Annotated in this window: 21 protein-coding genes; 12 read left to right on the top strand and 9 right to left on the bottom strand. The window is 25.7% G+C overall.

Annotated features, from left to right (window positions below):
* The first annotated feature begins 136 nt into the window (after nucleotides 1–136).
* Complete coding sequence (gene rsmI, locus BFL38_RS01080; protein WP_176720530.1) at nucleotides 137–883, top strand: 16S rRNA (cytidine(1402)-2'-O)-methyltransferase; 747 nt, start codon at nucleotides 137–139, stop codon at nucleotides 881–883.
* Complete coding sequence (locus tag BFL38_RS01075; RefSeq protein ID WP_069725321.1) at nucleotides 873–1,166, top strand: flagellar biosynthesis anti-sigma factor FlgM; 294 nt, start codon at nucleotides 873–875, stop codon at nucleotides 1,164–1,166. The genes rsmI and BFL38_RS01075 overlap by 11 nt, the downstream gene beginning before the upstream one ends.
* A 113-nt stretch (nucleotides 1,167–1,279) precedes the next feature.
* Here the strand turns inward: BFL38_RS01075 and BFL38_RS15690 are convergent, their stop codons facing one another.
* Together BFL38_RS15690 and BFL38_RS01065 are read right to left on the bottom strand one after the other, a co-directional pair.
* Nucleotides 1,280–2,236 carry a helix-turn-helix domain-containing protein gene (locus BFL38_RS15690; RefSeq protein WP_069725320.1) on the bottom strand — a complete coding sequence of 319 codons (957 nt, stop codon included), beginning with the start codon at nucleotides 2,234–2,236 and terminating at the stop codon, nucleotides 1,280–1,282.
* Nucleotides 2,233–3,006: a histidine kinase gene (locus tag BFL38_RS01065; RefSeq protein WP_069725319.1), complete on the bottom strand. Its 774-nt coding sequence runs from the start codon at nucleotides 3,004–3,006 to the stop codon at nucleotides 2,233–2,235. Before BFL38_RS01065 ends, BFL38_RS15690 begins: the two co-directional genes overlap by 4 nt.
* 714 nt (nucleotides 3,007–3,720) lie before the next feature.
* Here BFL38_RS01065 and BFL38_RS01060 point away from each other — a divergent pair.
* Both BFL38_RS01060 and BFL38_RS01055 read left to right on the top strand, forming a co-directional pair.
* On the top strand, nucleotides 3,721–4,596 hold the full coding sequence (locus BFL38_RS01060) for a DMT family transporter (protein WP_069725318.1): 876 nt from the start codon (nucleotides 3,721–3,723) through the stop codon (nucleotides 4,594–4,596).
* Nucleotides 4,597–4,666: 70 nt separating this feature from the next.
* Nucleotides 4,667–5,548: a VIT1/CCC1 transporter family protein gene (locus tag BFL38_RS01055; protein ID WP_069725317.1), complete on the top strand. Its 882-nt coding sequence runs from the start codon at nucleotides 4,667–4,669 to the stop codon at nucleotides 5,546–5,548.
* Between the two features lie 7 nt (nucleotides 5,549–5,555).
* On the opposite strand, the gene BFL38_RS01050 is transcribed toward BFL38_RS01055, so the two are convergent.
* The 3 genes from BFL38_RS01050 to BFL38_RS01040 form a co-directional block, all read right to left on the bottom strand.
* A complete protein-coding gene (locus BFL38_RS01050) occupies nucleotides 5,556–5,975 on the bottom strand; it encodes a hypothetical protein (RefSeq protein ID WP_069725316.1) in 420 nt (139 codons plus the stop codon).
* A gap of 13 nt (nucleotides 5,976–5,988) precedes the next feature.
* A complete protein-coding gene (locus BFL38_RS01045; protein ID WP_069725315.1) occupies nucleotides 5,989–6,519 on the bottom strand; it encodes a hypothetical protein in 531 nt (176 codons plus the stop codon).
* Between the two features lie 798 nt (nucleotides 6,520–7,317).
* A complete protein-coding gene (locus tag BFL38_RS01040) occupies nucleotides 7,318–8,907 on the bottom strand; it encodes an arginine--tRNA ligase (RefSeq protein ID WP_069725314.1) in 1,590 nt (529 codons plus the stop codon).
* Between the two features lie 177 nt (nucleotides 8,908–9,084).
* Here BFL38_RS01040 and BFL38_RS01035 point away from each other — a divergent pair, with 177 nt between their 5' ends.
* Nucleotides 9,085–9,807 carry a hypothetical protein gene (locus tag BFL38_RS01035; RefSeq protein WP_069725313.1) on the top strand — a complete coding sequence of 241 codons (723 nt, stop codon included), beginning with the start codon at nucleotides 9,085–9,087 and terminating at the stop codon, nucleotides 9,805–9,807.
* Here BFL38_RS01035 and BFL38_RS01030 read toward each other — a convergent pair.
* Nucleotides 9,796–10,761 carry a DNA-methyltransferase gene (locus BFL38_RS01030; protein WP_069725312.1) on the bottom strand — a complete coding sequence of 322 codons (966 nt, stop codon included), beginning with the start codon at nucleotides 10,759–10,761 and terminating at the stop codon, nucleotides 9,796–9,798. The genes BFL38_RS01035 and BFL38_RS01030 overlap by 12 nt on opposite strands.
* A gap of 394 nt (nucleotides 10,762–11,155) precedes the next feature.
* On the opposite strand from BFL38_RS01030, the gene BFL38_RS01025 reads away from it, so the two are divergent.
* The 3 genes from BFL38_RS01025 to BFL38_RS01015 are packed head-to-tail and all read left to right on the top strand — an operon-like array spanning nucleotide 11,156 to nucleotide 13,124.
* A complete protein-coding gene (locus BFL38_RS01025; protein ID WP_069725311.1) occupies nucleotides 11,156–12,178 on the top strand; it encodes a GGDEF domain-containing response regulator in 1,023 nt (340 codons plus the stop codon).
* A gap of 9 nt (nucleotides 12,179–12,187) precedes the next feature.
* The gene (locus tag BFL38_RS01020; RefSeq protein WP_069725310.1) at nucleotides 12,188–12,778 is read left to right on the top strand and encodes an L-threonylcarbamoyladenylate synthase; all 591 of its coding nucleotides are present in this window, start codon (nucleotides 12,188–12,190) and stop codon (nucleotides 12,776–12,778) included.
* 28 nt (nucleotides 12,779–12,806) lie between these two features.
* Nucleotides 12,807–13,124: a hypothetical protein gene (locus BFL38_RS01015; protein WP_069725309.1), complete on the top strand. Its 318-nt coding sequence runs from the start codon at nucleotides 12,807–12,809 to the stop codon at nucleotides 13,122–13,124.
* A 92-nt stretch (nucleotides 13,125–13,216) separates the two neighbouring features.
* On the opposite strand, the gene BFL38_RS01010 is transcribed toward BFL38_RS01015, so the two are convergent.
* Both BFL38_RS01010 and BFL38_RS01005 read right to left on the bottom strand, forming a co-directional pair.
* Entirely contained in the window at nucleotides 13,217–14,626 is a 1,410-nt protein-coding gene (locus BFL38_RS01010) for an alanine/glycine:cation symporter family protein (protein ID WP_069725308.1), read from the bottom strand.
* 77 nt (nucleotides 14,627–14,703) lie between these two features.
* A complete protein-coding gene (locus BFL38_RS01005) occupies nucleotides 14,704–15,903 on the bottom strand; it encodes a tetratricopeptide repeat protein (RefSeq protein ID WP_069725307.1) in 1,200 nt (399 codons plus the stop codon).
* A gap of 114 nt (nucleotides 15,904–16,017) precedes the next feature.
* Here BFL38_RS01005 and BFL38_RS01000 point away from each other — a divergent pair, with 114 nt between their 5' ends.
* The 3 genes from BFL38_RS01000 (at nucleotide 16,018) to BFL38_RS00990 (ending at nucleotide 19,093) form a co-directional block, all read left to right on the top strand.
* Nucleotides 16,018–16,863, top strand: a complete 846-nt coding sequence (locus BFL38_RS01000; RefSeq protein ID WP_069725306.1) for a bifunctional 5,10-methylenetetrahydrofolate dehydrogenase/5,10-methenyltetrahydrofolate cyclohydrolase — start codon at nucleotides 16,018–16,020, stop codon at nucleotides 16,861–16,863.
* A gap of 45 nt (nucleotides 16,864–16,908) precedes the next feature.
* A complete protein-coding gene (locus BFL38_RS00995; protein WP_069725305.1) occupies nucleotides 16,909–17,346 on the top strand; it encodes an EamA family transporter in 438 nt (145 codons plus the stop codon).
* A 412-nt stretch (nucleotides 17,347–17,758) separates the two neighbouring features.
* On the top strand, nucleotides 17,759–19,093 hold the full coding sequence (locus BFL38_RS00990; RefSeq protein ID WP_069725304.1) for an NfeD family protein: 1,335 nt from the start codon (nucleotides 17,759–17,761) through the stop codon (nucleotides 19,091–19,093).
* 75 nt (nucleotides 19,094–19,168) lie between these two features.
* On the opposite strand, the gene BFL38_RS00985 is transcribed toward BFL38_RS00990, so the two are convergent.
* The gene (locus BFL38_RS00985) at nucleotides 19,169–19,408 is read right to left on the bottom strand and encodes a hypothetical protein (protein WP_069725303.1); all 240 of its coding nucleotides are present in this window, start codon (nucleotides 19,406–19,408) and stop codon (nucleotides 19,169–19,171) included.
* Nucleotides 19,409–19,892: 484 nt separating this feature from the next.
* Between BFL38_RS00985 and BFL38_RS00980 the strand changes: the two genes are divergently transcribed.
* On the top strand, nucleotides 19,893–20,831 hold the full coding sequence (locus tag BFL38_RS00980; protein ID WP_069725302.1) for a UDP-glucuronic acid decarboxylase family protein: 939 nt from the start codon (nucleotides 19,893–19,895) through the stop codon (nucleotides 20,829–20,831).
* Nucleotides 20,832–21,004 lie beyond the last annotated feature (173 nt).

The following is a 21,004-nucleotide window of genomic DNA, read 5'->3' as shown; positions in this document are numbered from 1 at the left end:
ATATATAATAGAAATAAATAAATAATGGAGAATAACTATTAAAAATAATAATAAAAAAATAATTAATAATGATGATATAAAAACTGATGAAGAGTTTATAAAAGAAATAATAAATCATGACAATAATAAAAATATAGTGGAAAATGGTGTCATATATGTAGTAGCTACTCCTATAGGAAATATGGAAGATATAACTATAAGAGCTTTGAAAATACTTAGAAATGTTAACTTTATATTGGCAGAAGATACAAGAGTTGCCCTAAAGCTCCTTAACTTTTATAATATAAAAAATAAATTATTTTCTTATCATAGCCATTCATCTGAATATAGAATCAATGAATATATAAATGAAATATTAAATGGAAATTCAGCTGCCATAATAAGCGATGCAGGAACTCCATGCATAAGTGATCCGGGTGTAAGTATTATAAAATCGGCTATAGAAAAAAATATAAAAATAGTTCCTGTAGGAGGAATATCAGCATTTACTTCTTTACTCTCAGTTTCAGGAATTTCAGGCAACACTTTATTTGTTGGCTTTCTTTCTAATAAATCAGGAAAAAGAAGAAATCAATTAAAAGACTTATACAATAATCAAAAAACAATAATAGTAATATATGAATCCGTTTATAGGGTCAAAGAATGCATAGAAGATATTGTTAACATATTCGGAGAAAAAACGGACATTGTTATCGGAAGAGAAATCACCAAACAATTCGAGCAAATAATCAGATCAGAGGCTAAAAATATCCTTGATTTTTTTATAGATGGTAGTATACTAACTAAAGGAGAATTTTGTATTATAATAGATAATAGAAAATCTAAAGTATGCAAGGCTAATGCCGAAAATAATCTATGTAAGGAGTCAGACTATGACAATTGATAAAATAGGCGGCACATCAAATATACAACAAAAATCTAATGTTAAGTATAATGAAAAAGTTTCTAAAATGTGTTCAGATAGAATAGAAATTTCTAATGAATCAAGATTAGCTTTGCAAAATGAAAAATTAATGAATATCATCAAAGAAGCTCCAGATGTAAGAGAAGAAAAAATCGCAGAAGCTAAAAAAAGATTAGAATTATATATGCAAGATGGTGCATTAAGAGAAGAGGTGTTAAACTCTTTGGCTAATTCTATAATAGATTCTATGCCTATAGAATAATAAAAATCTGTTATAATTATTTTTTAATCTAATCTTAAAAATAGTAAGTATTATTCTTACTATTTTTAAAAATTAAGTTATCATAAACAAATAATTATATACATAATTTAAGCCTATTTTTTAGAAAATTTATTCACTAACTCTACCCTATTCTTTACTCCTGATTTCTCATATATGTTGGCCACATGGTTATTTACTGTGTTAAGAGATATACTTAATATTAATGATACCTCTTTATTAGTTTTGCCGTCAAGAAGATAAGACAGTATCTCTTTCTCTCTTTTAGTTAAATTTACATCTATTTCTCTTTTTTCTGTGTTATTATACTTAATATCATCTTCTATAGCATTTTCACTATTAATATTATTATTTGATATTTTATTATTAACCATATTGATAAAATACCAAGATAAATAGCCAAGTATAACTAAATTCCACCATATATAAAATAATACCAATGTGATATCCATAGACCCCATATCAGCTGCTTCAATTCTATAAATAATAAGCTGATATATAAGAACCGGATATATTATTATAGTTATAAGTCCAAGTATCTTTACTATTAATTTTACAGTCTTGTCTTTTATATTCTTATAATTTACTGCCCCTATTATAAATATTATAATTATAGAAATATAAAAAATAATACCGCTTATAATATAAATATCAAACTTTATCAATATTCCCAATATACTCAAAATAAAATGAATTATTGATATAGTTATATATATAATATTTTGTTTTAGATTCCATTTTATATTTAAAAATCTATATAAAAATGCCGGTATAAAATAAAGCATTAATGACATAGCTACAGAAAAACTAAAAAAGTATAATGTATTAAATATATTATTAGACATGAAATATGGAACTGTTAAAAAACTTAAAATTTTTACAGCCCTTATCATAAGAAGAAGAGAAAAAGTGAATAAAAATATTATATAATATTTAAGCCATGCAACCCTTTCTATTATATAATAAATAATAGAGAAAAGTATTGAAGAAAAACCTATTATAAAAGAAAATAAATAGGCAATTAAGAGAATATATCCTAATACATAATTCATAACTTATTCTTAGCCGGCAATATTATATTAATTCTCTGCTCATTTCTTACTGATTCAAACCATATATTACCATAATGTTCTTTTATTGTTCTATAGGCAGTATATAGATATAAATTATTAAAATTGAAATTATCATAAGATATTAAAGGGGTTTTAAAAAGCATTCTTTTTATATCATTAGGTATATCATCGCTTTTAAATGTTATAGATATATCTATGCATTCTTCATTTAAATCAAGTGTTTTCTCATCTTTTTTACTTATACCATCAATTCCATTTATTAATAAAAATTCTTTATCATCATCATAATTAATTAAATTATATGTTATATCCATTGATGTATTCACTTTTATTATATTGTAAATAAAAGTAAATACATTAAGAATACTTCTCTTTATCTTATCTCTATCCATTAAAACTATGCATTCTTTCAATATTTTATCATTTAATGTTATTTTAATTCTTTTAGATTTAAATAAATCAAATATATCATCTAAAGCTTCATTTATAATAATAGATATATTTTCAAAATTCATATTGAGTTTAAAAGAATCAGAGTTTATATCATTAAAGTCATTTAAAGCTTCCATAGTTCTATTTATTAGAATAGATTGTCTTACTATTGTTGCTCTTGATTCGCTGCAATAATTATTGGCACATCTTTCTATATCTATATATTTAGATATTATATTATTATAATTTTGAACATCGTAAATTATATTTGAAATTAAATCTTTTAATTTGCTATTTATATAAAAATTTTGTTTCATAATACGCCTGAAATAAACATAATATTTACTATTATTATAACACAAAATTATTAAAAATGCCAATTCTATAAAATAAATTCAAAATTTGAATTCATAATTTAAATTTATATTATAAATTCTTTAATTAAATTTCATAGTAAAATTTATACAGTATTTTTATTTTAATTTATTAACATTATCAACAAGTTATTAACATTATTAAAATAATTGAATTCATTATATTTTTATTTCTTAAAATTCAAATTTTGAATATATGATAATTTATTTTATATAATAATATTATATATTTAAATTTTTAAATAAATTTTTTATTATTATTAAGATGTTGATATGTTGATAATTTATTGCATATAAGAAGAAAATAGAAAAAACATATAAATATAATGTTGATAACTATGTTAATATTAACAAGTATTAAAATATATAAAAACAATAAATTTTATAATGAAATTCAGAATTTTTATTAAATATAAATTTGTTTGCAATGTTAATATTTTTTTATTATTTATTAACATTTTATCAACTATATTGTTTTAAGACTAAATTTTGATATACAATTATACCTATTAAAAACTAATTTTATAACTGATAAATTACAAAAATTTATATACAATATTGTCAAATAGTTTTGAAACAAGAGTATTACAATTATTGATTTTTAGATTATTTTAATATAATATTTTCCGAAAATCATGAACCAAAAAGTAAATAACTATGATTAATGATTCAAATAATAATATAAAATTAGGTTCTTTATTTATAATATTTTCTGCTCTTTCATTCAGTATAATGGAAATAGCAGTAAAAATTTCAGGCTCAAATATACCAGTAATGGAACAGGTTTTTGCCCGCAATTTTATAACATTGTTTATAAGTGCTTTTGTTATGATTAGAGATAGAGAAAAACTATTTCCAAGTAAAAGCAATATTTTATCAATAGTATGCAGGAGTGTTTCTGGATATTTAGGTATTATATGCTATTTTTATGCTGCGAATAATATGGTTCTTGCCGATGCATCAGTACTTCAGAAAACATCGCCTTTTTGGTCTAGTTTTTTTGCTTTTATTTTAATTAAGGAAAAGGTTCTGAAAATACAGTGGCTTGGAATGATTATTGCTGCAATAGGCTCTATATTCATAATAAAGCCTACTATGAACTCAAATGTATTTCCTGCTGTAGTGGCTTTGTCTGCTGCTATGTTTGCGGGTATATCTTATGCTATAATAGGATCTTTGAAAGGAAAAGAGAGCAGTTCTTTAATAATATTTTATTTTTCTTTGTTTTCATGTATATTTTCATTATTCTTTGTGAAAAGTTTTGTCATTCCTAATTTGTTTGAAGTGTTATTACTTTTGCTTATAGGAATATTCGCAGGATTTGGGCAGTTCTTTTTAACTATAGCATATAAAAAAGCACCTGTTTCTGCTGTAAGTATATATAATTATACAGGGGTAATATTTTCATATATTTTCAGTGTATTTTTATTTAAAGAAAGGGTAGATTTTTATTCTTTTATAGGAATGATTCTTACAATATTTGCTGCATTATTAGTTTATTTTTATAAAAATAGAATTTATATTAAAAATTAATTTATTAGTATATTTTTATTTCATATTATTATATAATATACATATATAAAATATCTTATTGGAAAAGAAAATGAGTAATAATATTTCTAAAAACACTATGAAGCTTTTATTAGAGATGCAGCAAAATGAGGTAACGGAGCATGCTGTTTATTTAAATCTTATAAAGTTTGTGAAGAAAGAAGATGATAGAAAAATATTAGAAAGTATAGCAAAAGAAGAATATGCTCATTCAAAAATACTAGAGAAATATACAAATAAAAAATTAAAGCCTCAAAGATTAAAAGTATTAAAATATTTTATATTAAGTTTCATTTTAGGATACACATTCGTAATAAAGATAATGGAAGGCGGTGAGAAAAATGCTGAGAATATTTATTCAAAAATAGTATCAGAAGTGCCTGATGCCAAGAAAATAGCTTTTGATGAAGATGAGCATGAAAATAAACTCATATCCATACTAGATGAGGACAGGCTTAAATATGCAGGTTCTATGGTTTTGGGCTTAAGCGATGCTTTAGTAGAGATAAGCGGTACATTAGCAGGTTTAAGTTTTGCTTTGCAAAATAACAAATTAGTGGCATTATCTGGAATTATAACAGGTATATCTGCTACATTATCAATGGCTTCCTCTGAGTATTTATCCGCTAAAGCTGAAGGCGATAAAAACGCTTTTAAATCATGTTCATATACAGGAATAATGTATTTAATAACAGTAACACTCTTAATACTGCCTTATCTCATTTTTCCAAGCAATCACTATTTATATGCTTTGATTACTATGCTTTGTATAGTTGTATTTATAATATTTTTCTTTACATACTATATATCTGTTGCTAAAAGCCTTCCTTTCAAAAAGAGATTCATAGAGATGGCTGGGATTAGTTTAACAGTTGCTGGGATAAGTTTTTTAATAGGTCTTTTAGTGAAGCAGTTTTTAGGTATTGATATTTAAAAAATTATCAGCTTACTATATTTTCAAGCTCTTCTATGATATTGGATATTATTTCATTATATTCTTTGAACCAGCCGCTATTAGTGAGAGTATCCCAAATGCTGAATTTTAAATCCTTAGTATTTCCTGTATCATTATCTAAAAGTTTTATATTAGAAAAATTTACTATAAATTTGTCATATTCTAAATGAAAACTTATATCAAAACATAGAGAATTATTGTTTACAACATTATTAGAAACAAAAAATAAATATACTAATCCATTATCATAACTGCTGAATTTATTATTTGCAGCTTCATTTTTTACCCATTTGAGAATTTCTTTTCTTAAATTATTTCCTTTTAATTTTGTAGATACAAATATTTTCTGTTCGGCTACAGCTATTGTATGAATACTAAGTAAAAATATTAATACTATTTTTTTCATTTAAAGTTTTATATTATAACTCTCTTATTCTAGATAAAATATTATTAATCTGTTTATATTGTCTTTTATAATCATTTTTTATCAAAGCAACCATAACTTGATGATAATAATTTTTTGTTTCTAGTGTATATAAAAGATAATGAACTAATGTATTTTCATAGTATGAATCAAATTCTGTTATATACATTTCTTTATTATTAACTTCTATTTTATTAGAGGATATAATGTTTTCTCCATTCATTCCATTTAAAATATTTGTGTTATATTCTTCCAAGCTTATATTATTTAATTCCTCTTTAGATTTAGAAAACATTATAAAACATACGCCTTTTTTATTATTTATAGCTTCCAAATTAGAATTTTCATTAAGCTCGTTTTTTTCTTTAGATAGTTTCCATTCATTATCAAATATAAAAGCAAATTTTCCGTCATAACTTTTTATAAAAAACTCACCTTTGCTGTTTCTTCTTTTTAATACTATTAAAGCTGCTGAAACTGTGATGATTGTACTGCTTAAAATGATTAGAGGAAGTTTTTTGCCCATAGTAATCACCCCTATATTTTATTACTAATAATAGGCTATAACATTTTAGTTAAAAAATCAAGGAATTGTATAAAATTATTTATTATTATAACAAAAATATTTGTATTAATTAACGCACGGTGAGCAGATTATAATATATAATTTTTTCTTTAATATATATTGATTAATGACTATAGTACCATCAATCGTGCGGTTTATAAGCTATAAATTTAAATAAAATTTGGGTGGGTGCTAATAGGTGTAAATTAAATAATAAAACAATGTAAAACTAAAATTTAAAGTAAAGCAATAAACTTTAAAGGGCGGGGAGTGAAAATAAAATTTTTTGCTTTATTCTCATTCCCACCCTATAGGCTTATTGTTTTATTTTGAAATTAAGATTTTATTTGTCTTTCTATTTTTATATAATTTATTAACGCCCACCCAAGTGTTAATTAGGTTTTTAATCTTTACAACGCACGCAAAATGTTATTTTTAAACATAATTAAAATTGTATTTTAATTATGTTATATTTTATAATTTAATTAACCGTGCGGTGAATAGACAGCAAACTAAAATTAATTTGGGCGGGTGCTGTAATTACAGAAAAAGTTTTAAAGAAAAACGGAATAAAAATATCTTGAAATATTAAAAAGTATGGAGGGTGGGGTAGTTATAATAAAGTTTTAAAACTTAATTACATTTGCCCGCCCTCTATATTTAAAGTTATATTATTAATATTAACTTTCAGTTTTTTATAACTTAATTAGAATTTATTAGCTGCCCACCCAAGTTTTTTTAAATTTAAAGAATATATAATTATTCTTCAGACCACATTCTCTCTATTTTAGTTATTCCTATTATATCAAAGCATATACCAAGTATTTTTTTAACAGCTTTAATTAGAGTGAGTCTTTCCTGCCTTATTTCTTCATTTTCTTCTAGTACAATATTATCATAGTAGAATCTATGCAATGCACCAGCTATTTCATAAGTATAATTAATAAGAGTATAAACTTCTAAAGATTTAGCCGCTTCATTTATTTCATCAGGAAATCTTAGTATCATTTTAGCAAGTTTTAAAGAGCTTTCATTAGCAATTTTTGAAATATCAAAAGTCTTATTATCATCATAAGACATATTTTTTTCTTCTAATTTAAAGAAAATATTGCAAATTCTAGCATAAGCATATTGAACATAATAAACAGGATTATCATTATCCTTTTTCTTAGCAAGCTCCAAATCAAAATCAAGCGAACTAGAATAAGAACGCATAAGAAGAAAATATCTAGTAGGATCAACTCCGATCTCATCAATAACATCTTCAAGACTAATCATATCTCCTGTTCTTTTACTCATTCTAACAAGTTCATTTCCTCTGTAAAGACGAACTAACTGTCCTAGTATAACTTTCAAAGAAGCAGTATCCTTACTAACAGCCCTAACAGCAGCAGTGATTCTAGGTACATAACCATGATGATCAGCACCTAATATATCTATTAAATAATGATATCCTCTGTCGATTTTATTTTTATGATATGTAATGTCCGGAGCGAAGTATGTGTATGTTCCGTTGCTTTTTTTAACTACTCTGTCTTTATCATCACCATATTTAGTGCTTCTAAACCAAACAGCATTATCCTCTTCAAATAAAAGCCCTTCCTTGTCAAGAAAGTCCATAGTTTTTTCTAATTCCCCGCCTTCTCTTATTTTTAACTCGGAAGCGTAATTGTCCATGTGGGTGCCAAATCTCTCTAATAATTTTTTTTGACTTTCTAATATAATATCCTTAGGTACTCCGTCCTGTTTGGCTATATCTTTTATGTATTCGCCATGATAGCCGTCTTCAGGTATTTCTCTTCCTTCTTTTACAGCTTTAACACTTTCATTTAATTTGGTTATCTGTTCGCCGGCATCATTAACATAGAACTCCTGATAAACTTCATGTCCTGCATATTTAAGTATATTAGATAATGCACTTCCAATAGCAGCCCATCTTCCATGCCCTATATGAAGAGGACCTGTTGGATTTGCACTTACATATTCTATTAATATCTTTTTTTTATCTTCTGCTGTATTTTTTCCGTAGTCATCATTATTAATAAGGTTATTTATACATTCATTTATATAGTTATATGATAAAGTTAAATTAATGAATCCCGGTTTTGCTGCTTCTATTTTTTCAAAATATTTTTTATCTATTTTTTCAGCTATTTCATTTGCTATTTCTAAAGGGTTTTTCTTTAATACTTTAGCAAGTCTCATAGCAGCAGGGCAAGCATAATCACCGAATTTATCGTCTACTGCATATCCTATTTCTATATAAGATTCTATATTTTCAATATCAGTATTTTTTAAATATTCTTTTAAAGCCTCTTTTAGGATATTTGAGATAAATTTTTTAAGCATACGCTCTCCTGTTGATATTATATTAAAAGTAAAAATATTTTTTAGTATATAGAGTATATCAAAGATTAGAAGTTCTGCAAGCATAATTTTGGAGCTATTAAAAAATTATTAAAAAGTGTAAAAGTTAGATTATTAAAAATCCGATTTTCATAATATATTAATAATTAAGGACAAAAAATGAATGATAGAGAAATAGAAAAAATATGGGAAATAATATTATATCATTATAATAAATATCTAGCTGATAAAGGTGTTGAATTGCCTGCTTTGAAAGATAAGAATGGATATACTAAAAATGCTTTGGTTTTAGTTAGATTAGCAAAAAATTATCCGAATACAGATATAGTATCAAAATCTGAATTGACAGATTTCATAAAACAGTATTATCCTGATGTTGTAGATGTGCAGCAGGGAAGACATTTATCTATGCAAAAAGGTTGGAATATAATTTCAGGAACTAGGGGAGATAGCAGGTACAATATTCCTTCTGGATCTTATAAACTTATAGATTTAGAAAATCCATATCCTGCCTTTTCTTCAAAAAGGAGAGAAGGATTTTCAGGTGATTGGGAAAAAATAAAAGAGCTTTATAATTATCGCTGTGCCAGCTGCGGTTCAAAAGAAGGAGAGGAGCATTTATTTAGAAAAGGTGTTAAAGTAAGTTTACAGAAAGGACATATGAATCCTGCTTTGCCTTTAGAGGAAGGAAATATTATTCCTCAATGTCAAATTTGCAACAGACCCGATAGAAATAAATGGATTTATGATAAGACAGGAAGAGTTATTGGAGTTGCTAATACAGAAGATGGTTTTAGAATTGTAGAAAAGTTTATAAAAAATTCATCAGATGAGACTAATGAAAAATTATTTAAGTTACTTATAAAAATATTAAAAAAGTGATTTTTGATAAACTTCTTTTTCTAATCTATTTTTGGCGATATCAAAATATTTTTTTTCTATTTCATATCCTATGAAATTACGATTATTCATAAGAGCAGCAAGTGCATGAGAGCCGCTTCCCACAAAAGGATCTAATACTGTTTGACCTTCTCTTGTAAAAAGTCTAATAAGATGTGAAATTAAATGCACTGGTTTTACAGTCATATGTTCAATCTTTTTATCTGTTTCATTTTTTCTTATCTTTTTAGATATTTCCATAACAGTACCGGGGAATTTACCATCTAAAGATTCATTTGTATTCATTAAACCTACTTGATATTTTTCCCAATTTTCAACGAATGTTCCTTCTCTTGGTTTTTGAGCTAAAACCATAGGCTCCATTTGCGGTTTAAGCTGCGGAGTTTTAAGCCCTTTAAGTTCAGCAATAAGTTTTTCTTTTTCTTCTTCTGTTTTATTTTTATCTCTTTTTATAAAATGATCCTGAGAAAATGCTTTAGCCTGTCCCTCATATTTCCAAGCCATTAAATCTCTAATTTCAAAACCTGCTAAATCTAAAGCCATAGCAGTTCTATGATACAATCTTCCTTGAGAAAATATTATACAAAATCCTCCGGGCTTTAATATTCTAAAAAAATCCTGACATATAGGCTCTAAAAATTTCTGAAGATTTTCACCTTGTTTTCTGTCAAATTTCATGCCGGCTGGTATTCCTCCTATAACATTAGAATATTTAGTTCTTCTCTTTAATTCTCCGTCATTCCAATTATTATCCATTCCGTCAATAAAATATGGAGGATCTGTTACTATGAAATCTATATTATTATCAGGTATTTTTTTTAAACCTTCTCGGCAGTCCTTATTAAATATATAGTAGCTGCTTTCTTCATTATTTTTAAAACAATAATCATCTGTATTTGATTTTAATGAGTTTTCTATAATTTTATCCAAATTCATATATGTGTCCATGTTTTTACTAGATTATATAAATATAAATAAAATTTGTCAAAATATTAATAGCATTGTTTCAAAATTAATTTCATTTATATAAGTGAAAACTACACTGCATTATCCATATTGTAATAACACATATTCTATATGCATAGTTGATGATAATTAGGCATAACTAACATAAAGAATGACTGTATATTTATATGTTAAAATAATCAATTATGAGATATGTAAAATTTTATGATTATAATTTAAAATTAAATAATTAATCTTGTATAGAAGTTTAAAAATAAGTCTAATATATCTTTTACAATTTCATACCTATTTTTTATTTAATAAATTCTACAAATTTACGATACTTTAATATAAGAATTTATATATTTTGAAGATGTAATTAATTATGAATGAAAATATTTTAGTAGTAGAGCATAGAGCAGACCTTTTAGACAGGTTTGTTGATCTATTAAGAGGAAGACATTATAATCCGATAGCAACAAAATCCAGATCTCAGGCAGTTAATATTTCCAATGAAAGTACATTGGATTTAATACTTTTAGATGCAGATATAGGGGACTCACAAGGTTTGCAGCTTCTTGATACTTTTAAAAATCAGGAATCTACTAAAGGAACTCCTGTAATTCTTTTAAGTACGCCGTATAGAAAAATGGAGTTCATAGAGGAAGCTATAAATTTAGGTATTGACGGACTTATATTTATTCCATTTGATGAGATGGAGCTTGTCGTAAGAGTTAATAGCTGTTTGAAATACAGAAGACTTTACTTAGAACATCAGAAATTAATTAAACAGGCAGATTATCTTCAGAATTCTTTAGCTGATATGACAGAAGTTTCTAATAGAAATTATCAGTCATATAAAGATGCTCAGAAAAAATACGATGATATACTTAATGTGGATTTAGAAACAGGGCTTTGGAATAAAAAAGAGTTTTATGAGCAGTTTACAAGACTTCTTTATGAAACAGTAAGGCATGAAGAAACTATAGTGCTTGCATGCTTTTGTATAGACGGACTTGATAGTATTATAAGCGAATATGGAATCATAGCTGCTGAAGAAATAATGCTTAAGTTTACAGATGTTCTTAAAAAAACAACAAGAAGAGAAGATATTTTGGCGAGATTTGATAATAATCAGTTTATGGTTGCTTTCAATAGAATGAATATCAAATTATATGATAAGAAAATTGAAGAAATAAAAGGTTTTGTTGATAAAAATGAACTCGAATACAATGGCGTTATAATTAAATATACAATATCTGTCGGTATATCATATACAGCATATAAAAAGAATTATCATATAGAGGGTATGGAAAAAGAAATAGCTCCTGTATTACTAGCACTTCATAATGCTAAAAGGAGAGGATTTGCAAGTTTGTTTGTACACCCTACACTTATTAAAAGGTAATAATTATTTATGATAGTTAATCTTGAAAAAAATAATTCAGAAAGTATAGAGTATGCAGCTAATGAAGTTATAAAAGTTATTAATAAAGGCGGAATAGTAGTTTCCCCAACAGATACAGTTTATGGAATGCTTGCTGATGCTTTTAATACTGATGCTGTAAATAGAATATATACTATAAAAGAAAGAGAAAAAAATAAGCCTCTTTTAATATTATCAAAAAATTTAGAAAGTGTGAAAAGATTCTCAAATAAAGAAGTACCTGAAATCATAAAAAAAAATATACCGGGTGAATTAACTTTTATTATGCCTCTTTTAGATGAATTAAAAAATCGATTCTCATATTTGAAAGATACGATAGCTTTAAGAATACCTAATGATAAATATATGCAGCTTATACTAAAAGGAACTAATCCTTTGGTAGCTCCTTCCGCCAATCCGAGCGGTTACGGTATTATACTTGACGGCAATGAATTAGCAGAGCTTTATAAAGACAAAGCTGACTTAATAATTAATGCCGGTATATTAGAAAATAAGATGCCTTCAACACTTTATGACTGCTTAGAAAATAAAGTTCTTCGTCAGGGTTCTGTTCATTTGTAATTATATATTTTTATTTAATATTAATAAATTGTATTATAAATATAATAGTGTAAAAAATTATGTAATAGATTACCCAATTGTCCTATATAGAAAACAGTATATTTCAAAATTAGATATTATTAGTCTTCTTGATAAAACAGAAGGTTATTCTGGTGCTGATATTGAATCTATTATTCAGCATGCTATAGAGAAATGTTTTATTGAAGATTGCAAAAAAATGGAGACTAAATATTTGGAAGAGGCTATGAAAGATTTTAAATGCATATCAGTAACATTTAAAGAAAAACTAGAAGATATGAAAAAGAATTTGGATAAATACGATATGAAGTATGCTTCTAAAAAATAGCATATATTTTTATAATTAAAAATAAAGGGCTTTACTTTTAATCAAGTGTAAGCCCTTATTTAATTTATTGCTATTAATCAATTTTTATACAATTAATTTTTATTATCCCATTGAGTTATAGCATCATCATTTTTTAATTCTTCAATTATATCTTTACTAAATTTAGGCTTTTTATGTTCTTTTAATTGACTTACATAATGTTTAGTAAGCAGGTATACGGGTTTATTAAGTATGACCATAACTATGATGTTCAATAAAGCCATAAATCCCATAAACATATCTCCAGCTCCCCATATAGTTTTGAATTCAGCTAATGAACCTGCAAATACCATTACTATAGTCATAAGTCCAACTATTATATAAGATACAAAATTATCTTTTATAGCAGCGGCACCTGTTTTTATATAGAAAAAATTTCCTAGTATAGAACTGTAAGAGAAAAACAATATACATACAGTAATAAATATAGAACCGAAACTTCCCAAATGAGATTCCATAGCATATTGGAATAAATTAATACCTTCTATATTTTTAACTTCTTTCATAGCCTCCGGAGATAATAGAAGTATGAATCCTGAAATAGAACATATTAATATAGTATCAGTAAATACTGAGAACATCTGTATCAAGCCCTGTTTACAAGGGTGAGAAGTATGAGCGGCGGCAGCAGCATGCGGAGCTCCTCCCATACCTGCCTCATTTGAGAATAAACCTCTTTTTAATCCGTTTGAAATTGTAATTCCTATAGCACCTCCGAAAACAGCACTAGGCTTAAATGCTTGTACGAATATATTTTGAAATGCTGTAGGTACTGAAGACAAATTAGTAAAAAATATAAAAAGTCCCATTAATATATAAGGTATCGCCATAACAGGTACTATGAATACACATGCATGAGTTATAGTATCTCTTTTTTTACTGAATAATATTATTCCTGTAATTATTGTTAATATGATAGCAGTTATAATAAATGATACATTATATTTTGACAAAGCACTTGATATTGTATTTGCCTGAACACCATTAAAAGTTGTATATGTGAATATCATACATAGAGCAAATAATACTGCTATTACAGGTTTTTTTAATTTGCTTTTTATATAGAAAGAAGCCCCTCCTATAAATTTTCCTTGAGAATCTTTTTCTTTATAAAGCTGAGCTAATGTACTTTCGGAAAAAGCTAAACTTCCGCCTAAAATAGCCATTATCCACATCCAAAATAAAGCTCCAGGTCCTCCTGCCGAAACAGCTCCCATAACTCCTGTAATATTTCCTGTTCCAACTCTTGAAGCTGTACTTATACAAAAACTTACAAATCCTGAAACTCCGTCTCCTTTTTCATGCTTTGAAAACAGAAGTTTTAAAGCATGTATAGAATGTGAAACTTGTATGCCTTTTAATCTTATGGTAAAGAAAACGGAAATAACAAAAAATACAGCAAGAAGAAGATAACCATACATTACATTATTAGTATTTGTTATTATACTATTAATAATTCTCATTTTTTTCCCTTTTATTTATATATTAATTACATAATTATACAACAAATATATTTTTTGTATACTATATTTATAAAATATTATATTTGTAATTTTTCTAATTTTTTTGTTATTTCATTTCGTTTTTTTATATATTTATCATATAATACAGGATTAGGTTTTTCATTATTGATTATGTAAAGATTATAATTAACAGCTTCAAGTAATTTACTATAATATATTTGAGAATTATATTTATCCCCCAAATTTTCATATATACCAGCTAATTCTTCTAAAGCCTCATCATCATTTTTATTTATATTAATAATCTTTTTCAAATATTCTATTACTAAATTTCCATTTTTATTCATATCTCTTTTTAGCAAATACACAGCATCTTTTATCAAATTTATATCTTTATCATAAATTTCTATAGCGGCATTATAATATTTTGAAGCGTTGCTGTAATCATTTTTTAATATATAAGCATCAGCAAGTTGTTTATAATATATATAATTATCTTTTTTAGCATTTATTGCTTTGTTATAATTTTCTATACTTTTTTCTATATCCTCATTTTCTACATTAACTTTATATCTGCTGTAATATAAATCTCCCAAAGCAGACAGATAATAATGATTATTTTTATCCAAGTATTTTTTCATATTATCTATTATTGCAGTCATATCATTAATAGAATTTTTATTTCCTTTTTCTATAAGATATTCTAAATAATCCATGTTGAAATAAAGATTATCTTTGTAGAAATTAAAAAACATTTCATAAACTTTATTCTCATCATTACTGTTTATTATTTGGCTGTAATAACCTATAAGTGAAATGTATTCATCTTCTGTTATAAGATTGTTGTTTTTCTTGGAATAGGAATATATATCTTCTAATACTTTATTAATAGATTCAAATAAATTTTCTTCTTTTGAATAGATATTTTTTTCTTTCCATTCATTAGGTTTTTCTCTGTCAAATATTACATAATTAAGTACAAGTCCGTGTTTATATTTAAACAGGTCATAAGTTATTGATAAATCGGCATTATTATTTAAAGTAAGTTCTTTAATTTTTGATTTTATTTCTTTATAATTACTTTTTTTATATGGTATATAAGGTATTATATGAAAGTCAGAATTAACAAATAAATTTTTTATTATTAAATCTTTTACTGCATAAGAGTTATAATTATTACTGTATTCTGTTTCAAATATTATTATTTTTTTCTGAGCAAAGGATATGCTGTTTATAGTCAAGGCGGTAAAAAAGATAATGAATATTTTTTTCATCATAGCTTAATAATATACAATATAAATATTAAAAAATCTATACTTGTTTTTTATTTTACGGCATTATATTATTATAAAAAATAATAAGAAAATTTAAAATTTTTATTAGGAGTTTATATGTTTAATATTTTAGACGGCAGGGAATTAGCTAAGGAGATAAAAGAAAGAATAAAAAAGGAAACAGAACTTCTTGAGAGAAAACCAAGAATAGATTTTATATATTTTGAAGATGATAAATCTACAGAAGTTTATTTTACAAGAGCAAAGAAGCAGGCTGAAAGTGTTGGAATGATAGGATCTTTGCATAACCTTTCTGTAAACACAACAGAAAAAGATTTTTTGACATTGATAGAATATTTAAATGAAGAATCTGAAACAAGCGGAATAATGGTTCAGATGCCTCTTCCTAAACATATAAATAAGAAAAAAGTTTATGAGACAATTTCAATAGAAAAAGATGCTGATGCAATATCTCATGTTAATTTAGGCAGGATATTTATAGGAGACAGCAATTTAGCTCCTTGTACGGCAAAGAGTGCTATGGCTTTAATAGAGAAATCTGGTATAAATATAGAAGGTGCTAATGCTGTTGTTATAGGAAGGAGTGAGATAGTTGGTAAGCCTTTAGCTCATTTGCTTTTACAGAAATCTGCTACTGTAACAATAGCACATTCAAAAACTAAAAATTTAAAAGATATTTGCAGAAATGCTGATATATTATGTGTATCTATTGGAAAGCCTGAATTTATTACAGGTGAGTATATAAAGAAAGATGCTGTTGTTATAGACATAGGTATAAATGTATTAGAAGATGGTTCTTTAAAAGGAGATGTTAATTTTGAGGAGGCTTCTAAGATAGCTTCTTATATTACACCTGTACCGAATGGAGTTGGAAGTGTTACCGTTTCTATGCTTTTAGATAATGTGCTTTATCTTCATAAAAAGAAGATAAACAAAAAGTAATTTCATAAATAATAAAACACTATATTAAAAATTAAGAGCTTTTTTATGGATATTATTTTTGCATTATTATCATCAATATTTGCATCACTCACTGCTATACTTATAAAGATAGGATTATCAGATATTAATTCTAATTTAGCAACCGCCATAAGAACTATTATTATATTAATAATCTCTTGGATTATAGTTTTTTATACTAATTCATTAAACTCTATGAATACAATTGAAACTATAAAAAATCTAAATACAAAGACTGTTATATTTATAGTATTATCTGGTATAGCCACAGGTTTATCTTGGATTTTTTATTTTAAAGCATTGCAGATTGGTAATGTTAATAAGGTAATAGTTATAGATAAACTTTCTATAGTTTTTACTATAATACTAGCGGCTATCTTTTTAAAAGAGTCTTTGAATATAAAAGTGATTATAGGAATGCTGTTTATAGTGGCAGGCACATTGATAATAAGTTTTCAATCATGAAAAAGTTTTAAAATATAAATAAAACTTGGGCGGGCTTTAACATTTAAGTATTGGCATATAAAAAATAATAAGCAGAAATTTTTTAATAGTTTTTATAGAAAAAAGGCGGGGTATGTAATTAAGTTTTAAAGCTTTATTTTCATGCCCACCCTTTAGTTTTATAATTTAAATTCGGATTAAAACTTTTAATTTTTTTATTGTTAAATTAGAATTTATAATTACCCACCCAAGTGTTTTTTAATTTTATTATGCTTATACCGCCGTTATAGGATATGCTTAAAATATATGCTATTTTTTTATTATAATTTAAACAATGAATGATATGTTATTAAACGGCGTTGAAAATTTACGCTTGAAAAAAATATAAGTTATACTAAAATAATAATATATAATAAAAAAGAGAGTGATGTCAATGAAAAAATTTAATAATACATTAATAATGCTTTTTTTGAGCATTTTTATCTTTTCTAATTATTTATATTCAAAAGATGCTAAAGTTTATGTTATAAAGAAGCAGGAATTTCAAGAGATAAATAGATGGTATGCTGGATATTTAAAAAATGCTATAGATGAAGCAAATGATGAAAAAGCAGATTTGATTATATTAGAACTTGATACACCTGGAGGACTTCTTTCATCAGCCTTATCTATAAAGAATTATATTATGGAAAGTAATGTACCTGTAGTTGTTTATATTAATAAGAATGCATTATCTGCGGGAGCTTTAATATCATTGAGTGCTAAAGAAATTTACATGTCTGACGGCAGTGTAATAGGGGCAGCTACTCCTGTATATTTAAATGGAAATGAACCTAGAAAAGCAGGAGAAAAAGAGGTGAGTGCAATGCGTGCTGCGATGAGAGCTTCTGCCGAAACTACTAAAAAGAATGTTAAAGCTGCTGAGGCTATGGTTGATGAAACTATAGTTTTAACTAAAAGAAGTGATGGTATTGATTTAGATGATAAGACTTTATTGACATTAAGTGCTGATGAGGCAGTATCTATAAATATTGCAGATAAGAAAGCAAATTCTATAAATGATATATTAGAATTAAAAAATATGAATAATGCAGAAATAATTAATATAGAAGAAGAAGGCTATGATTCTGTATTGAAGGTTCTTCTTAATCCTTTTATTTTAAGTATTATAATGTCTATAGGAATAGCTGGAATATATATTGAAATGAAGACTCCGGGATTTGGTGTAGGCGGAGTAACAGCGATAATAGCTTTTGCTTTATTTTTCTTTATTCAGTTTTTTTCAGGCAGCAGTAATTTTTTAGCACCTGCAATATTCCTTCTTGGAGTTGTTCTTCTTTGTGTAGAAATATTTCTTATACCTGGCTTTGGAATCACAGGCATACTTGGTATAATAGGAATTGTAGCGGGAATATTTATTTCTTTTGGAATACATAATATAGCTGTAGCTTCTTTTGTAATATTTGTATCTTTAATAATAGATATTATACTTGTATTATTGATTGCAAGGTTTATGAGTAAGTCAAAAGATTTTAGAAATAAGATTACATTAGAGAGTGATGTTTCAGGATATCATTCAAGTATTTCTTATGATGATTTAATTGGAAAGGATGGAGTTGCTGATACTTTTTTCAGACCTGCAGGTTATATAGTCATAGATGGAAAGAGATATGATGCTGTAAGCGAGGGTGAGTTTATAGATAAAGGCAGCAGTTTAAAAGTTATTCTTGTAGAGGGCAATAGAATAGTAGTTAAGAAATCCAATTAATATTAATTTATGCATTTAAATTTCTAACTAGAATAGAAATATATTTACAGCATAAGTATTTTATAAAAAATATACTTATGCTAATGAACTGAAAGCTCTTACAGAAGATATATCTATTCTAAGCTGCAAAACATATCTTTTGCCATCTCGTCCTATAGCATAAGTGTATCTGCTTGAAAGAGGAGATATGCCGCTTCCTTGCTGGCTTATCTTTTGTATGTTAGCAGGATTTTGAGCTGAGTTATTTTCTTTAGGAACAGGCATTTGAACTTGCGGTGTTTGCTGTACATTATTATTTATTCCATTGATAGTCATACTAATAACTCCTTTATTTAGCAATTAACTTCTGATATTAACGGTAATATAAAAAAAACCTTAAGGATTTTATTTAATTCATTTAATGCTATTTATTTTTTATAATTTAATAAAAGCGACAATTTTTGTCATTTATAGATGTTATAATAGAAATTTTTACTTTTATATATTTTTAATCTATACAACGCACGATAAATCAATCAAATAATTTAAATATATTAAATAATATAATTTTGGTTATATTGAAAGATATTTTCACCGTGCGTGAATTGTGTTATAAATCTAATTAAATTTATGGTGTAATATAAGTGCTTAATAATTAGTAAAGCTTTAATTTTAGATTAAGTTAAAAAATATAAAAGGGCATGGTATATAAACTAATTTTTAAAACATAAAAATTAATTTAAATGATATATGATAATTTCAATTGAAATATTTAATTATATGCTATAATATATAATGTAATTAATTTAAAGGATTTTTTATGAAAAGAATTATTGTAACAGGCGGAGCTGGATTTTTAGGCTCTCATTTATGTGAAAGATTATTAAATGAAGGAAACTATGTAATATCTATAGATAATTTTTTTACAGGCAGTAAAGAGAATATTAAACATTTATTAGATAATAAAAATTTTGAAAGTATAAGACATGATATCACAGAACCAATACATATAGAATGCGATGAGATTTATAATTTTGCCTGTCCTGCTTCTCCGATACATTATCAAAGAAATCCTGTACATACATTTAAGACAAGTGTTTTCGGTATACTTAATATGCTTAATTTAGCAAGAGATTGCAATGCCAGAATACTTCAAGCTTCAACTAGTGAGGTATATGGGGATCCTTTAGAACATCCTCAAATGGAAACTTATTGGGGACATGTTAATCCTAATGGTATAAGAAGCTGCTATGATGAAGGTAAAAGGGGGGCTGAAACTTTGATGATGGATTATTACAGGGAGTATAAAACAGATATAAAGATAATAAGAATATTTAATACTTATGGTCCTAGAATGAATGAATATGACGGCAGGGTAGTTTCAAATTTTGTTATACAGGCACTTCAGAATATACCTATAACAGTTTATGGCGATGGAAGCCAAACTAGAAGTTTCTGTTATTGCGATGATTTAATAGACGGTGCTGTAAAAATGATGAATGCGGATAATTTTATAGGACCTGTAAATTTAGGAAATCCTGCGGAAATGACTGTTTTAGAATTTGCCCAAAAAATTATAGAAATGACAAATTCGAAATCAGAAATAGTATTTAAAGATCTTCCTAAAGATGATCCTATAAAAAGACAGCCTAATATTAGTTTAGCCAAAGTAAAACTTAATTGGAAACCTGAATATAAATTGGAAGACGGTTTGAAAAAGACTATAGAGTATTTTGATGATTATTTAAAAAACAAATAACATAATATAAATGTATTATTTGTATTATATATAATAAAATTAATAAAAATAATTTATTTTTTAATTATATATGTATTTTTACAGTAGCAGGTATATTTCTATTTTTTAGTAAAAATATTTTATAACTATATTATAATTTTAAATAAAATTCTTAAATTTGTTAATATATTGAT

The organism is Brachyspira hampsonii (assembly GCF_001746205.1).
GTDB lineage: Bacteria > Spirochaetota > Brachyspiria > Brachyspirales > Brachyspiraceae > Brachyspira > Brachyspira hampsonii_B.
This window is presented reverse-complemented; position numbering and strand designations above follow the sequence as displayed.

Bases quoted from the DNA above. Each gene is read 5' to 3' on its own strand.
- BFL38_RS01000 (WP_069725306.1), top strand. From the start codon at position 16,018: ATGTTTAATATTTTAGACGGCAGGGAATTAGCTAAGGAGATAAAAGAA.
- BFL38_RS01050 (WP_069725316.1), bottom strand. From the start codon at position 5,975: ATGAAAAAAATAGTATTAATATTTTTACTTAGTATTCATACAATAGCT.
- BFL38_RS01025 (WP_069725311.1), top strand. From the start codon at position 11,156: ATGAATGAAAATATTTTAGTAGTAGAGCATAGAGCAGACCTTTTAGAC.
- BFL38_RS01060 (WP_069725318.1), top strand. From the start codon at position 3,721: ATGATTAATGATTCAAATAATAATATAAAATTAGGTTCTTTATTTATA.
- BFL38_RS00990 (WP_069725304.1), top strand. From the start codon at position 17,759: ATGAAAAAATTTAATAATACATTAATAATGCTTTTTTTGAGCATTTTT.
- BFL38_RS01010 (WP_069725308.1), bottom strand. From the start codon at position 14,626: ATGAGAATTATTAATAGTATAATAACAAATACTAATAATGTAATGTAT.
- BFL38_RS01075 (WP_069725321.1), top strand. From the start codon at position 873: ATGACAATTGATAAAATAGGCGGCACATCAAATATACAACAAAAATCT.
- BFL38_RS01045 (WP_069725315.1), bottom strand. From the start codon at position 6,519: ATGGGCAAAAAACTTCCTCTAATCATTTTAAGCAGTACAATCATCACA.
- BFL38_RS01040 (WP_069725314.1), bottom strand. From the start codon at position 8,907: ATGCTTAAAAAATTTATCTCAAATATCCTAAAAGAGGCTTTAAAAGAA.
- BFL38_RS01020 (WP_069725310.1), top strand. From the start codon at position 12,188: ATGATAGTTAATCTTGAAAAAAATAATTCAGAAAGTATAGAGTATGCA.
- BFL38_RS00995 (WP_069725305.1), top strand. From the start codon at position 16,909: ATGGATATTATTTTTGCATTATTATCATCAATATTTGCATCACTCACT.
- BFL38_RS01005 (WP_069725307.1), bottom strand. From the start codon at position 15,903: ATGATGAAAAAAATATTCATTATCTTTTTTACCGCCTTGACTATAAAC.
- BFL38_RS01035 (WP_069725313.1), top strand. From the start codon at position 9,085: ATGAATGATAGAGAAATAGAAAAAATATGGGAAATAATATTATATCAT.
- BFL38_RS01065 (WP_069725319.1), bottom strand. From the start codon at position 3,006: ATGAAACAAAATTTTTATATAAATAGCAAATTAAAAGATTTAATTTCA.
- BFL38_RS00980 (WP_069725302.1), top strand. From the start codon at position 19,893: ATGAAAAGAATTATTGTAACAGGCGGAGCTGGATTTTTAGGCTCTCAT.
- BFL38_RS00985 (WP_069725303.1), bottom strand. From the start codon at position 19,408: ATGACTATCAATGGAATAAATAATAATGTACAGCAAACACCGCAAGTT.
- BFL38_RS01030 (WP_069725312.1), bottom strand. From the start codon at position 10,761: ATGAATTTGGATAAAATTATAGAAAACTCATTAAAATCAAATACAGAT.
- BFL38_RS01055 (WP_069725317.1), top strand. From the start codon at position 4,667: ATGAGTAATAATATTTCTAAAAACACTATGAAGCTTTTATTAGAGATG.
- BFL38_RS15690 (WP_069725320.1), bottom strand. From the start codon at position 2,236: ATGAATTATGTATTAGGATATATTCTCTTAATTGCCTATTTATTTTCT.